This is a genomic window from Klebsiella sp. 2680 (assembly GCF_900198535.1).
In the GTDB taxonomy this organism is placed as follows: domain Bacteria; phylum Pseudomonadota; class Gammaproteobacteria; order Enterobacterales; family Enterobacteriaceae; genus Klebsiella; species Klebsiella indica.
In genome coordinates this window covers 127,085-140,690 of the sequence record NZ_FZNJ01000006.1, presented here as the reverse complement: position 1 = coordinate 140,690, position 13,606 = coordinate 127,085, and the positions used below count along the sequence as shown (strand labels likewise).

Genomic DNA, 13,606 nt, shown 5'->3' with positions numbered 1-13,606 from the left:
TGTGCCATGAATTAACAGCGAGGAGTGTAGTCGCAAATGGCGAAAGACAAAAAACGTGGCTTCTTTTCCTGGCTGGGCTTTGGTCAAAAAGAACAGGCGCAGGCAACAGAAACAGAACAAAAAGTAGAAGCTCAGCAAGAGGGTGCGGAACCAGAACAGAGACCGGAGAGCCAGGCGCCAGCGCCTGTGGCGGAAACGGTTGAGGCGCAAGCGGCGGAAAAAGAAGACGCCGAGGCCTTTGCTGCCGACGTGGTCGACGTGACCGGGCAGGTTGCGGCAAGCGAACAGCCGCAGGCGGTTGTTGAATCGCCGGACGTTGAGGCGCAAACGGCGGCTGCAGAGATCGTCAGTGAGCCTTTGGTTGAAGAAGTGCTTGCCGAGCCGGTGGTCGCGGAAGCGGTGGTTGAACAGGCGCCGGAAGAGGCGGTGACTGAAACAGAATGTGTTGAAAACGCTGGAGATGCTGTCGTTGCAGAATCAGACGTTGAAGACGCGAAAATAGAAGAACCGGAAACAGAAGAGGCGGTAGAAGAGGTCGCACCGGCAATCACCGACGACGATCTGGACACCCAGGCGCTGGCAGCGGCCGATGCGGCGGAAAACGCCGTTGAATCGGCGGCGGATGAAGAAATCGTCACGCCGGCAGAGCAAGAAAAACCGACCAAAGAAGGTTTCTTCGCCCGCCTTAAACGCAGCCTGGTGAAGACCAAACAGAATCTCGGTTCCGGATTTATCAGTCTGTTCCGCGGCAAGAAAATCGACGATGATCTGTTTGAAGAGCTGGAAGAACAGTTGCTGATTGCCGATGTCGGGGTGGAAACCACCCGTAAGATCATTACAAATCTTACCGAAGGCGCTAGCCGCAAACAGCTACGCGACGCCGAAGCGCTGTACGGCCTGTTAAAAGAAGAGATGAGCGATATTCTCGCCAAAGTGGACGAGCCGTTGAATGTTGAAGGCAAAACGCCGTTTGTAATTTTGATGGTTGGCGTCAATGGCGTCGGTAAAACCACCACCATCGGCAAGCTGGCGCGGCAGTTCGAGCAACAGGGTAAGTCGGTGATGCTGGCGGCGGGGGATACTTTCCGTGCGGCGGCGGTTGAACAGCTCCAGGTTTGGGGGCAACGTAACGCTATTCCGGTCATTGCCCAGCACACGGGCGCGGATTCGGCATCGGTTATTTTTGATGCCATCCAGGCGGCGAAGGCGCGCAATATTGACGTCCTGATTGCGGATACCGCAGGGCGTTTGCAGAATAAATCGCACCTGATGGAAGAACTGAAGAAGATTGTCCGCGTCATGAAAAAACTGGATGTCGATGCGCCGCATGAAGTTATGCTGACTATTGACGCCAGTACCGGGCAGAACGCGATAAGCCAGGCCCGGCTGTTTCATGAGGCGGTTGGACTGAGCGGTATCACTTTGACTAAGCTGGATGGCACCGCCAAAGGCGGAGTTATCTTCTCGGTTGCCGATCAGTTCGGTATTCCGATTCGCTACATTGGCGTTGGCGAGCGTATTGAAGATCTGCGTCCGTTTAATGCGGGCGATTTTATTGAGGCACTTTTTGCCCGAGAGGATTAAAAATGATTCGCTTTGAACAAGTCAGCAAAGCCTATCTCGGTGGGAGACAAGCGTTGCAGGGGGTGACTTTCCACCTGCGCGCGGGCGAGATGGCGTTTCTGACCGGCCATTCCGGCGCGGGGAAAAGTACCCTGCTGAAGCTTATCTGCGGTATTGAACGGCCTAACGCCGGGAAAATTTTATTCGGCGGTCATGATATTACCCGTCTGAAGAGCCGCGAGGTGCCGTTTTTGCGCCGCCAGATCGGTATGATTTTCCAGGACCATCATCTGCTGATGGATCGCACCGTTTACGATAATGTGGCGATCCCGCTGATTATCGCCGGCGCCAGCGGCGATGATATTCGTCGCCGTGTATCGGCGGCGCTGGATAAAGTCGGGCTGCTGGACAAAGCGAGAAATCTGCCGATCCAACTTTCAGGCGGTGAGCAGCAGCGTGTGGGCATTGCCCGCGCGGTGGTCAACAAGCCGGCGGTTCTGCTGGCGGATGAACCGACCGGTAACCTTGACGAAGCGCTGTCAGAAGGCATTTTACGCCTGTTTGAAGAGTTTAACCGCGTTGGCGTGACGGTGTTGATGGCGACCCATGATCTGGGGCTGATCTCCAGTCGTCCGTACCGCGTCCTGTCTCTCAGCGACGGGCATATGCATGGAGGCCACATCGGTGAATAAGCGCGAGGCAATGAATCATATTCGCCGGTTCGGCAATAAGTTTGACCGTTTCCGCAATGCATCAGGCTCGGGCGCGAGCGGCGGGCGCAATGCGCCGAAGCGGTCAAAAGCGGCCCCGCCGCCAGCTTCTCGTAAGAGCAACGTGTTTAATGAACAGGTGCGTTACGCCTGGCACGGCGCGCTGCAGGATCTGAAAAGCACGCCGCTGGCGACGTTTCTGACGGTGATGGTGATCGCTATTTCATTAACCCTGCCGAGCGTGTGCTACATGGTGTACAAAAATGTCAGCGCCGCTGCGTCGCAGTATTATCCCACTCCGCAAATCACCGTTTACCTGGAAAAAACGCTGGATGATGATGCCGCTGCGCGGGTCGTCGGCCAGTTACAGGCGGAACCCGGCGTTGCGAAGGTCAACTATCTGTCGCGGGAAGAGGCCCTTGGCGAATTCCGTAACTGGTCAGGTTTTGGCGGCGCGCTGGATATGCTAGAAGAGAACCCGCTACCGGCGGTGGCGATTGTGGTACCGAAGATTGATTTCCAGAGCGTTGAGGCACTGAAGACGCTGCGTGACCGCGTGAGCCATGTTCAGGGGGTCGACGAAGTGCGCATGGATGATAGCTGGTTTGCGCGTCTCTCGTCGTTAACCGGGCTGGTGGGGCGGGTTTCGGCGATGATCGGTGTGCTGATGGTCGCGGCGGTGTTCCTGGTGATCGGCAACAGCGTGCGTCTGAGCATTTTTGCCCGTCGCGACACGATTAATGTGCAAAAACTGATTGGCGCGACCGATGGCTTTATTTTGCGTCCGTTCCTGTATGGCGGGGCGCTGTTGGGGTTCTCCGGGGCGTTTCTCTCGCTGATCCTGTCTGAAATTATGGTTATGCGCCTGTCATCAGCGGTCGCCGAGGTGGCGCAAGTGTTCGGAACGAAGTTTGAACTCAGTGGATTAGGCCTGGACGAATGTCTGCTGATGCTGCTTATATGCTCAATGATTGGCTGGATCGCTGCCTGGCTGGCAACCGTCCAACATTTACGCCACTTTACTCCCGAGTAGTAAAAATCTGGTATAATCTTTCCCTGCACTGAATATCTCTCTGCAGGGAAAGCGCCCTGATGGCCGTTGCCCTTGACTTCATCTCCATGTCACATTTTGTGCGTAATCTATTCACATCATTGCATGGAACTTGTGGATAAAATCACTGTCTGATATTAATGTGGGTGATATTCTCGTTGCGCATCAATGCTGGCATATTTGTTGCTCTGTTGTGAGGACAGAATGGTGCCAGAAGATATCGATTGAGAGGATTTGAATGACCAAAGATATGCAAACTTTAGCTTTAGCCCCCGTTGGTAACCTGGAATCGTATATCCGGGCTGCTAACACCTGGCCGATGTTATCGGCTGATGAAGAGCGGGAGCTTGCTGAAAAGCTGCATTACCAGGGCGATCTGGAAGCAGCGAAAAAGCTGATTCTGTCTCACCTGCGCTTTGTTGTTCATATTGCTCGTAATTATGCGGGCTATGGCCTGCCGCAGGCGGATTTGATTCAGGAAGGTAATATCGGTCTGATGAAAGCCGTGCGCCGTTTTAACCCGGAAGTGGGCGTGCGCCTGGTTTCCTTCGCCGTACACTGGATCAAAGCGGAAATTCACGAATACGTGCTGCGTAACTGGCGTATCGTGAAGGTCGCGACCACTAAAGCGCAGCGTAAGCTGTTCTTTAACTTGCGTAAAACTAAGCAGCGTCTTGGCTGGTTCAACCAGGATGAAGTGGAAATGGTTGCCCGCGAGCTGGGGGTGTCGAGCAAAGACGTGCGTGAGATGGAGTCACGTATGGCGGCGCAGGACATGACCTTCGAAATGTCTGCGGATGATGAGTCCGATAGTCAGCCGATGGCGCCGGTGCTCTATCTGCAGGACAAAACGTCTAACTTTGCCGACGGTATTGAAGACGATAACTGGGAAGAGCAGGCGGCCAATAAACTGACTGACGCGATGCAGGGCCTTGACGAGCGGAGCCAGGATATCATCCGCGCCCGCTGGCTGGATGAAGATAACAAGTCCACGTTGCAGGAACTGGCGGATCGTTACGGCGTTTCAGCGGAGCGTGTGCGTCAGCTTGAAAAGAACGCCATGAAAAAGCTGCGCGCCGCTATCGAAGCATAATCTGAGCGCCAGCCTCCCCGATAACGCCCCACATTACGTTGGGGCGTTTTGTTTTTCAGCGCCAGCGAGAACCTGCGGGCAGTACCTTTGCAAACACTTCAGCAGCAGGTTAAATGCTGGTTCCATTTGCGCCTCCTCCAGGGAGGCGAAACCTATTAACAACCCTTTCTTACGCCGTTCCGTCAGGTAATAGCGCGACAGCGGACGCACTAAAATAGTGTCTTCGTTCGCATGTCGGGCAATGGTCACATCATCCGCCTCATCCGGCAAATTCAGAATCAGATGCAGTCCGGCATTGTCGCTAAAATCCGACAATGCGTGCGGCCCGCAGTGGCGTTGAATCAGCTCGATCAGGCAGGCGCGACGGCGGCTGTATAGCAGACGCATGCGGCGAATATGCGCCGAGTAATGACCGGCGTTGATAAATTCCGCCAGCGCCAGTTGGGTAAGCGAATGGCCACCGCGATAGAGCTCGGCATGGGCGTTTTTGAGGTTGGCTGCCAGAGGGCGGGGGAGCACTACGTAGCCCAGTCGAAGCCCGGGATAAAGCGTCTTACTGAACGTGCCGATGTAGACCACCGGCGCTTCAGGGGCCAGGCCCTGCAATGCCGGTATTGGCTGGCCGGAAAAGCGAAACTCGCTGTCGTAGTCATCTTCTACAATCCAGCTTCCGTGTTGATGAGCCAGCACCAGCAACCGCTGTCGGCGTTCGAGGCTCATCACCGCGCCGAGCGGATACTGATGAGATGGCGTAACGAAGATCAGCTTCGGCGTTTCGGCGAGGGTTTCGGGCGGGCACAGACCATTAGCATCGACGATAATGGGCTCCGCCTGTACTTCATTCATCGCCAGTACATGGCGAATGCCCCAGTAGGAGGGTTCCTCAACCCAGGCCAGATCGCCCCTGTCGCACAGCATGCGGGTAACCAGATCGATAGCCTGGTGGATCCCCTCGGTAATAAGAATTTGCTCTGCCTGACAATGGACGCCACGGGCTACTCTCAGATAATCGACCAACGCATGTTGTAGCTCGGCAGTCCCGCCGTTGCAGCTGTAGCTAAGCTGCTCTGGCTTTGGCCGTCGGCTGATACGCGCCAGGATTTTAGCGAACAACGGGTGAGGGAACGCGTTGACGTCCGGTACGCCGGGGATAAAGGCACCCCACTGGCGAGGGCTGGCGCTGACGTGGTCCAGCAGATGCAAGCCGCGCCGGGAGATCAGCGCGGTTGACGTTGATGCGGGAGCGTTTTTATCCGCGCGGGTTGCGGGGAGGAACATATCGGGCAGCGTTTTTGCCACGAATGTTCCGCTGCCGCGACGGGAAACCACATATCCTTCTGCCAGAAGCTGTTCGTAAACCGTTAAGATTGTGTTACGTGAAATGTGCAGCTCACCGGCCAGATCGCGTGAAGGGGGCAGGCGGCTGTGGGGCGGCAGAGAACCATCCAGAATTGAGCGGCGAATTGCCTTGTAAAGGCGTTTATGCAATAGCGGGTCTGATTCTTCCTGCAATCTGACCAGTAGCAAGTCTGCGACAAGCGAGCGCAATTGGATCTCTCAGATAATCTGAATTGGTACTCGATTATAGGGCCAAATACGGTGTAAATAAACGACATCATTTCGAATTTGTTGCGATAGCGTGATACACATGACAGGAGATTCTCGGGTGAAAAGTTCAGAACTGAATCAGCGTCGTCAGCAGGCGACTCCGCGCGGCGTAGGGGTAATGTGCGACTACTTTGTTGAAAAAGCAGAGAATGCCACCCTGTGGGATATTGAAGGCAATGAGGTGATTGATTTCGCTGCCGGTATCGCGGTGCTGAATACCGGTCATCGCCATCCTAAAGTGATGGCCGCTGTTGAACAGCAACTGCAGGCCTTTACCCATACGGCTTATCAGGTTGTCCCGTATGAAAGCTATGTCACGCTGGCTGAGCGGATTAACGCCCTGGCGCCAATTGCAGGCCCGGCGAAAACGGCATTCTTTACCACCGGGGCGGAAGCCGTTGAAAACGCGGTCAAGATTGCCCGCGCTTATACCGGACGCCCGGGATTGATTACCTTCGGCGGCGGTTTTCACGGGCGTACCTTTATGACCATGGCGCTGACGGGTAAAGTGGCCCCTTACAAAATTGGTTTTGGCCCGTTTCCGGGGTCGGTTTATCACGCCGTGTACCCGAACGCCGTCCACGGCATCACCACTACCGAAGCGATGAAGAGCCTGGAGCGCATTTTCAAAGCGGACATCGCGGCGGATCAGGTGGCGGCGATTGTGCTGGAGCCGGTTCAGGGTGAAGGCGGTTTTAACGTTGCCCCGCCTGACTTTATGCAGGCGCTGCGCGCGTTGTGCGATACCCACGGCATTCTGCTGATTGCCGATGAGGTGCAAACGGGCTTTGCGCGTACCGGTAAACTGTTTGCGATGCAGCATTATGATGTGAAGCCTGACCTGATGACCATGGCTAAAAGCCTTTCCGGCGGTTTCCCGCTTTCCGGCGTAGTGGGGCGTGCCGAGGTGATGGATGCACCTGCTCCGGGCGGCCTGGGCGGTACTTATGCCGGCAACCCGCTGGCGGTTGCGGCAGCGCTCGCGGTTCTGGAGGTGATCGAAGAGGAGAAGTTGTGTCAGCGTGCCGAACGGTTAGGTCAGCATCTGAAAGAGGTGCTGAATCAGGCGCGTCAGCACTGTTCAGCCATTGCGGATGTTCGTGGTCAGGGGTCGATGGTGGCGGTAGAGTTTAACGACCCGCAAACCGGGGAGCCATCGGCGGAAATTACCCGTCAGATTCAGCAGAAGGCGCAGGAAAACGGTCTGCTGCTGTTGAGCTGCGGCGTTTACGGCAACGTAATTCGCTTCCTCTATCCGCTAACTATCCCGGATGCGCAATTTACGCAGGCGCTGGATATTCTGTCCCGCATACTGAAGGACTAATCCTGTTGTTTGCGGCAGCCTCGGCTGCCGCAGATTTATCATCCCAGAACGTTATATAAGTCCAGTTTATCGTTCTGTGGGTGATGTTTTCTGTTGATGCAGATTTTTATTTGTCACTTATCTGTTACGTCTCTCTCATTTTCTCGTTCCCAATTCTCCTGAATGACGGTATGTTTAGCATAGTGTGCTGCATAAGCGCAGGCGGCAGACCCTAATCTAACTATCATATGCTTTTCTTATGTGTCTAATTAGAATAATGCGCTAGAAAACAACATCACAACAAATGCAAAAACCATGATAATGGGGAGCCTCAGGATGAATATGAAGGGTAAAGCGTTACTGGCAGGATGTATTGCCTTAATCATGAGTAGTGCGGCAATGGCCGAGGACATTAAAGTCGCCGTCGTAGGCGCGATGTCTGGCCCGGTAGCGCAGTATGGTGACCAGGAGTTTACCGGCGCAGAGCAGGCAATTGCGGATATCAACGCCAAAGGGGGTATCAAGGGCAATAAGCTGCAGATGATAAAATATGACGATGCCTGTGACCCGAAACAAGCGGTTGCAGTGGCGAACAAAGTGATTAACGACGGCGTGAAATATGTTATCGGCCACCTGTGCTCCTCCTCCACTCAGCCAGCGTCTGATATCTATGAAGACGAAGGTGTGCTGATGATCACGCCGGCCGCCACCGCGCCAGAATTGACCGATCGCGGTTATAAATTGATCCTGCGTACCACGGGTCTTGACTCCGACCAGGGGCCAACCGCCGCAAAATACATTCTCGACAAAGTGAAACCGCAGCGTATTGCGATCGTGCACGACAAGCAGCAATACGGCGAGGGGCTGGCCCGCGCGGTGCAGGATAACCTGAAGAAAGGCGGCGCTAACGTGGTGTTCTTTGATGGCATCACCGCCGGTGAAAAAGATTTCTCTACTCTGGTTGCGCGTCTGAAGAAAGAGAATATCGATTTCGTTTACTACGGTGGCTATCACCCGGAGATGGGGCAGATCCTGCGCCAGGCGCGCGCCGCCGGGCTGAAAACGCAGTTTATGGGGCCGGAAGGGGTCGCCAACGTTTCGCTGTCTAATATCGCGGGCGCTGCTGCAGAAGGCATGCTGGTGACCAAACCGAAGAACTACGACCAGATACCGGCCAACAAACCGATCGTGGATGCGATCAAAGCGAAGAAACAGGATCCGAGCGGCGCGTTCGTGTGGACCACCTACGCCGCGCTGCAATCTCTGGAAGCGGGTCTGAATCACTCTGATGATCCGGTTGAGATCGCCAAATACCTGAAAGGGACAACGGTGAATACCGTCATGGGGCCGCTCTCCTGGAACGAGAAGGGCGACCTGAAAGGTTTTGAATTCGGCGTGTTTACCTGGCATGCTAACGGTACGGCGACCGACGCCAAATAAATTTAACCTGCATCTTTCGCGCTGCAGGTGCGTTAGTTGCGTGTTTCAACCCCGGTTGCTTACTGATGTAAGCAACCGGGGGATTTCAGCGCTTGCCGCGCGACGGCATTTACCAGCCGCCACCACCACCGCCTCCGGAACCGCCACCAGACGATCCCCTGCCAGAGGAACCAGATCCGCTGTAGCCAGAACCTGATGAACTGCCGCTTCCTGAACTTCGGTCTGGCCTCTCGCTGGCAGCAGAATGACAGCTATGGCAAAAGTGATTCACACTAGCCCAATTTGCGTTCTCAAATACTTCCGACATCGCACCGCTAGTGGCCAGGTATTTGGCAAACGTATTCGCCCACGTTTTCCCTACGTCGAGCGCCAGTGCGACCGGCAATAGTTTTTCAAAGTGTGCAACCATCTGGTTGGGTGGATAAAGCGCCTGAAAGCGTGGTTTTTCAGCCGTTTTGATATACAGCTTCAGCCCTTTGGCTATGGCCAGGTCGTTCAGTCCACTCTGTGTATAGCGCGGGGTTTTCCAGCCAACGAACGCGCACAGTGCAATAGCGGTCAATAATGCGCCAATATAACCGGGTGGAATCTGGGTGACGGGCAACATAGTGAACAAAAAAATGCCACCGCTCAGCGTGGCGAAAGGGCCAAATATGAGCGCCATAAAAATGGGAATAGGTCCCCAACTGCGCCCTGTTTTTATCGGATGGCAAAAAAATTTCAGCAAAAATGACAGCAGCGAAACACCTACAGTCAAAAACAGCAGGCTTGGAATGGTCAGAAACGCTGCTGCCGGATTAAACAAGACGCCGCAAACGATCGGCACAAGCAGCGCTATGTAAATGCAACGCCGAAATGGTTTACCCCATTTTCGGCATAGCTGCGGTTTCTGCTCGTCGCAACGACTTTCCAGCCATTTACGGGCGTTAAGCATCAACTGTTGATGAGGGGTACTGAGGTTGATATTCTGACGTTTAGTGCTGAAAAGTATACTCAGCACCTTTTTGTCGGCGGCATTGAGCTGCCGATTATTTGCGTCGGGTGAGCGGGAAAGCCACTGTTCACCAACCGAGGCTGAAAGCCACACGCTTTCGGCCTTGCTCTTCTTTTTCTTCGTTAATGTCATCGCCCGTTTGGCAACCAGCCCCAGCAGATCGCTGCTGAATGCCACATCGTCATATTTACGCTGCGTGATGAAACGCAAATAGCCTGGCGACATCGCGTCAGGCAGCGAGAATTGTGGCACTACCGGCGGCATTTTTAGCCCTGTGATAGTGACGTTTTTGCGCCACCAGAGCCAGTAGTAGATGATAAGTAGTAACAGGGGGAGCCAGATAGCGCTGGTTGCAAACGTAGGCACCAGTAAATGAACCAGCGGCCAGACAGCTATCGGGGCGGCGGCATTGGTCAGGATGTCGCGCGGCCAGGTATAGACAACGGTTAACCCTTCTCCGGCGGCCAGGGGACGCGATGTCTGGACGCTGCCATCAGGCAAGATTGTCGCATTGTTTGTTTTTACGCCCGATTTACCGGTGTAAACGTCGATAGTACGCAACCTTGCATCTTTACCCTCGGCATCCAGGTTACCGATGGCATCAGGTAGTTCCACGTGAAAACGGACTTTGCTGATTGGCCAGTTCCAGTCGTTTCCTGTGACGTTCCAGTAAAGCTCATCCCACTCTGGAAAACGGCTGAAATGGTTGCTGACCAGGTAGCGGATTTCATAGTTATAAATACCAGGCTTCAGGATCTGTTCGGCGTTGCCTATACGAATGGTCAGCGTTTTTGTCGTATGATCGAGGCTGTATGGTTCTACCACTCCATCACGTAGGACTGATTTTATTGCATAATCCACACTGAAAATTTTGCCATCTTGCCGGTTCCAGGTAAGAGGCAGTGTGCGAAAAATCCCCCGCCGAATCTCGTTACTTAGCGAGAGCACTTTGATGTTTTCCTGCATCTCCATGCTGCCATCCGGATTAAAACGTGCCCGGGAATTGAAAGAGATAATATGTTCATATGCGGGTATCAACCGTGCGTTGCTGGGAAGCTGAGAGGCATCAGTGATGGTAATATTGTCGCTCGCAACTGAGCTAAAACCAATCAGCCACAGGATCAACACACCAAAACCGTGAAGGATCCGGGTGGGCAACCTCGACATGGGATCACTCCATCCTCGGCAATTTGGATTCTTCGAGTGAATCCAGTTCAAAGAAGAGTTCCGCTCTGAAATTAAACAAGCGAGCCAGCAGCAGGCTGGGGAATGATTCCACCAGAATATTATAATCGCGCACTGTACCGTTAAAATAGCGACGGGACATCTGAAGTTGCTCTTCTATTTCGGCCAGGGACTGCTGCAAAGAGAGAAAGTTTTCGTTGGCTTTGAGTTCAGGATACGCTTCTGCCAGGGCGAATATACGGCTCAGCGTCCTGGAGTATTGCTGCTCGCTGTCAGCAACTTGTCGGGGATCCCTCATCATGACGCTGCGCTGGCGAGCGATTTCTTCCAGTAGCTCTTTTTCGTGCTGCGCATAACGTTTTACCAGGCTGAGTAAATTAGGGGCCAGTTCGTGACGGCGCTTGAGCTGAACGGCAATACCGCTCCAGGCCTCGTCTTTAAACCGCCGCAGCGAGATAAAACGGTTATAGGTGATGATGGCCCAAAGAAGCATCACGGCGACAATTGCCGGTCCAATGTACATTTCCATATGGTAATTCCATGATTGTTGTCGATCATTGTCGATCAGATAGTTAAATATGAATGGTATCTGCGCAATTTTACGCGTTGGTGAATCTTACTTCACATGCAATGGTTGGGTAAATTGTGCATCCGTCAGCTGATATCTTGAACTGTCAGGAGAAAACAAACACGCTCTGCTTTACCCGATGAAATCGATTGGACAACGCTTTGACTAGCGCTTTTCCCAACCGCCGGTTTGTGCGCTAAAGCCCAGCGCCTGCATAAACGCCGCCATCACGCTTCTGTTTTCTACGCCGCTATCGGCTATTCGCCAGCAGGTGATTTCCGTGTTATCCCGCAAGGCTTCTTCCACTAAATATTGCCCGACGCCGCGGCGGCGAGTCACTTCACGCACGCACAGCGCGCTCAGTTCGCCTTCGACGCCAGTCAGCGTCACCCGAACGGCGCCCAGCAGGCGATCGTTAAAGCGAGCAGCATAGATACGATGATTATCATCCAGAATTAACGCCGACAGATTTTGTGACGGCCAGATTTTCCCTAAGTCGATGCGATCCTGATCGCTGAAGTGCTGCAAACGAATAATGGTCAGTTTCATGCGCGGAGAGTCCAGTTAAAACAGATGCGTCAGTGTAGCCAAATTCACTATCGGGCGGTGCGCTGTTTTTTTACCAATTCATCAGGGGATTCGTTTTCCTGGATGGGTCAGGGTAGCGCAATGCATTATGGATCGAAAAATAAGCAGAATTTTAACCTGGAATATAGCGTTTTATTCCGCCTTATGTATCGTTATTTTATGCTGTTTGTTGGACTTTTTTTGTTTATCTTCCCGCAAATACAGAATATTATATTTCCTTAATATCCTGAAAAATAGAGATTTTACTCTGTATTCAGGCAAAAAACCGCGCTAAATCATTAAAGATAATGATAAAAGTAGCGTTGTTTAATAAAAGCACAGAATGCTTTTTAACCATAAAAATACAAGATATTTACACCACATCACGAACGGGGTTCTGTAGTATGAAAAGGAGCGCGAAAACGGTTATCGCGGGGGTTGTCGCACTGGCGATGTCCCATGCGGTAATGGCCGGGGATATTAAAGTCGCGGTTGTTGGCGCGATGTCTGGCCCGGTAGCCCAGTGGGGCGATATGGAATTCAACGGCGCACGTCAGGCGATTAAAGATATTAATGCTCAGGGCGGCATTAAAGGCGATAAGCTGGTTGGCGTGGAATATGATGACGCCTGCGATCCGAAACAGGCCGTTGCGGTCGCGAACAAAATCGTCAATGACGGCATTCAATACGTTATTGGTCATCTCTGCTCCTCTTCCACTCAGCCTGCATCTGATATTTATGAAGATGAAGGCATTTTGATGATCTCACCGGGCGCAACCAACCCGGAGCTGACTCAGCGCGGTTATCAGTACATTATGCGTACCGCCGGTCTGGATTCTTCTCAGGGGCCGACCGCCGCAAAATACATCCTGGAAACCGTCAAACCGCAGCGTATTGCTATCATTCATGATAAGCAGCAGTACGGCGAAGGGCTGGCGCGTTCTGTCCAGGAGAACCTGAAAAAAGGCGGCGCGAACATTGTCTTTTTCGACGGTATTACCGCCGGTGAAAAAGATTTCTCTGCGCTGCTGGCGCGTCTGAAGAAAGAAAATATCGACTTCGTTTATTACGGCGGCTACTACCCGGAAATGGGGCAGATGCTGCGTCAGGCGCGCACCGTGGGTCTGAAAACCGTGTTTATGGGTCCGGAAGGCGTGGGTAACTCATCGCTCTCCAATATCGCCGGCAATGCGGCGGAAGGCATGCTGGTGACGATGCCGAAACGCTATGATCAGGATCCTGCCAACAGCGCTATCGTTGCTGCGCTTAAAGCCGACAAGAAAGATCCGAGCGGTCCGTATGTCTGGATCACTTACGCCGCCGTGCAGTCTCTGGCGCAGGCAATGGACAGAACCGGAAGCAAGGAGCCGCTGGATTTAATCAATGATCTGAAAGCGCACGGTGCGAAAACCGTGATTGGGCCGCTGAACTGGGATGAAAAAGGCGATTTGAAGGGATTTGAATTTGGTGTCTTCAAGTGGCACGCGGATGGGTCATCCACTCTCGCGAAATAAGCCATAAAAC

11 protein-coding genes are annotated in these 13,606 nt (G+C 53.3%); 7 read left to right on the top strand and 4 right to left on the bottom strand.

Features of this window, described 5'->3' with window-relative positions; all coding sequences use genetic code 11:
- Positions 1-36 precede the first annotated feature (36 nt).
- From ftsY to rpoH, 4 genes are all read left to right on the top strand, one after another.
- Positions 37-1,584 (top strand): signal recognition particle-docking protein FtsY, encoded by a 1,548-nt coding sequence (ftsY, locus tag FN037_RS21290; protein ID WP_138359356.1) that lies wholly within the window; start codon positions 37-39, stop codon positions 1,582-1,584.
- A 2-nt stretch (positions 1,585-1,586) separates the two neighbouring features.
- Complete coding sequence (gene ftsE, locus FN037_RS21285) at positions 1,587-2,255, top strand: cell division ATP-binding protein FtsE (protein WP_138359354.1); 669 nt, start codon at positions 1,587-1,589, stop codon at positions 2,253-2,255.
- Positions 2,248-3,306, top strand: a complete 1,059-nt coding sequence (gene ftsX, locus FN037_RS21280; RefSeq protein ID WP_138359352.1) for a permease-like cell division protein FtsX — start codon at positions 2,248-2,250, stop codon at positions 3,304-3,306. Before ftsE ends, ftsX begins: the two co-directional genes overlap by 8 nt.
- A 256-nt stretch (positions 3,307-3,562) precedes the next feature.
- On the top strand, positions 3,563-4,417 hold the full coding sequence (rpoH, locus tag FN037_RS21275; protein ID WP_138359350.1) for an RNA polymerase sigma factor RpoH: 855 nt from the start codon (positions 3,563-3,565) through the stop codon (positions 4,415-4,417).
- 33 nt (positions 4,418-4,450) lie between these two features.
- Here the strand turns inward: rpoH and FN037_RS21270 are convergent, their stop codons facing one another.
- A complete protein-coding gene (locus tag FN037_RS21270; protein ID WP_142503109.1) occupies positions 4,451-5,965 on the bottom strand; it encodes a PLP-dependent aminotransferase family protein in 1,515 nt (504 codons plus the stop codon).
- A 118-nt stretch (positions 5,966-6,083) separates the two neighbouring features.
- On the opposite strand from FN037_RS21270, the gene FN037_RS21265 reads away from it, so the two are divergent.
- Both FN037_RS21265 and FN037_RS21260 read left to right on the top strand, forming a co-directional pair.
- Positions 6,084-7,349, top strand: coding sequence for a 4-aminobutyrate--2-oxoglutarate transaminase (locus FN037_RS21265; protein WP_142503108.1), 1,266 nt, complete (start codon positions 6,084-6,086; stop codon positions 7,347-7,349).
- A 315-nt stretch (positions 7,350-7,664) separates the two neighbouring features.
- A complete protein-coding gene (locus tag FN037_RS21260; RefSeq protein ID WP_138359344.1) occupies positions 7,665-8,768 on the top strand; it encodes a branched-chain amino acid ABC transporter substrate-binding protein in 1,104 nt (367 codons plus the stop codon).
- 109 nt (positions 8,769-8,877) lie between these two features.
- Here the strand turns inward: FN037_RS21260 and FN037_RS21255 are convergent, their stop codons facing one another.
- The 3 genes from FN037_RS21255 to panM form a co-directional block, all read right to left on the bottom strand.
- The gene (locus FN037_RS21255) at positions 8,878-10,929 is read right to left on the bottom strand and encodes a DUF2207 domain-containing protein (RefSeq protein WP_138359342.1); all 2,052 of its coding nucleotides are present in this window, start codon (positions 10,927-10,929) and stop codon (positions 8,878-8,880) included.
- A gap of 4 nt (positions 10,930-10,933) precedes the next feature.
- Positions 10,934-11,476 carry a LemA family protein gene (locus FN037_RS21250; protein WP_138359340.1) on the bottom strand — a complete coding sequence of 181 codons (543 nt, stop codon included), beginning with the start codon at positions 11,474-11,476 and terminating at the stop codon, positions 10,934-10,936.
- A gap of 204 nt (positions 11,477-11,680) precedes the next feature.
- Positions 11,681-12,064 carry an aspartate 1-decarboxylase autocleavage activator PanM gene (gene panM, locus FN037_RS21245; protein WP_138359338.1) on the bottom strand — a complete coding sequence of 128 codons (384 nt, stop codon included), beginning with the start codon at positions 12,062-12,064 and terminating at the stop codon, positions 11,681-11,683.
- 422 nt (positions 12,065-12,486) lie between these two features.
- Between panM and livK the strand changes: the two genes are divergently transcribed.
- Complete coding sequence (gene livK, locus FN037_RS21235) at positions 12,487-13,596, top strand: high-affinity branched-chain amino acid ABC transporter substrate-binding protein LivK (protein ID WP_138359336.1); 1,110 nt, start codon at positions 12,487-12,489, stop codon at positions 13,594-13,596.
- Positions 13,597-13,606 lie beyond the last annotated feature (10 nt).

What these genes read in the sequence shown, in the direction of transcription:
- ftsY (WP_138359356.1), top strand. Translation starts at nt 37, where the DNA reads ATGGCGAAAGACAAAAAACGTGGCTTCTTTTCCTGGCTGGGCTTTGGT.
- ftsE (WP_138359354.1), top strand. Translation starts at nt 1,587, where the DNA reads ATGATTCGCTTTGAACAAGTCAGCAAAGCCTATCTCGGTGGGAGACAA.
- rpoH (WP_138359350.1), top strand. Translation starts at nt 3,563, where the DNA reads ATGACCAAAGATATGCAAACTTTAGCTTTAGCCCCCGTTGGTAACCTG.
- FN037_RS21260 (WP_138359344.1), top strand. Translation starts at nt 7,665, where the DNA reads ATGAATATGAAGGGTAAAGCGTTACTGGCAGGATGTATTGCCTTAATC.
- FN037_RS21255 (WP_138359342.1), bottom strand. Translation starts at nt 10,929, where the DNA reads ATGTCGAGGTTGCCCACCCGGATCCTTCACGGTTTTGGTGTGTTGATC.
- FN037_RS21250 (WP_138359340.1), bottom strand. Translation starts at nt 11,476, where the DNA reads ATGGAAATGTACATTGGACCGGCAATTGTCGCCGTGATGCTTCTTTGG.
- panM (WP_138359338.1), bottom strand. Translation starts at nt 12,064, where the DNA reads ATGAAACTGACCATTATTCGTTTGCAGCACTTCAGCGATCAGGATCGC.
- livK (WP_138359336.1), top strand. Translation starts at nt 12,487, where the DNA reads ATGAAAAGGAGCGCGAAAACGGTTATCGCGGGGGTTGTCGCACTGGCG.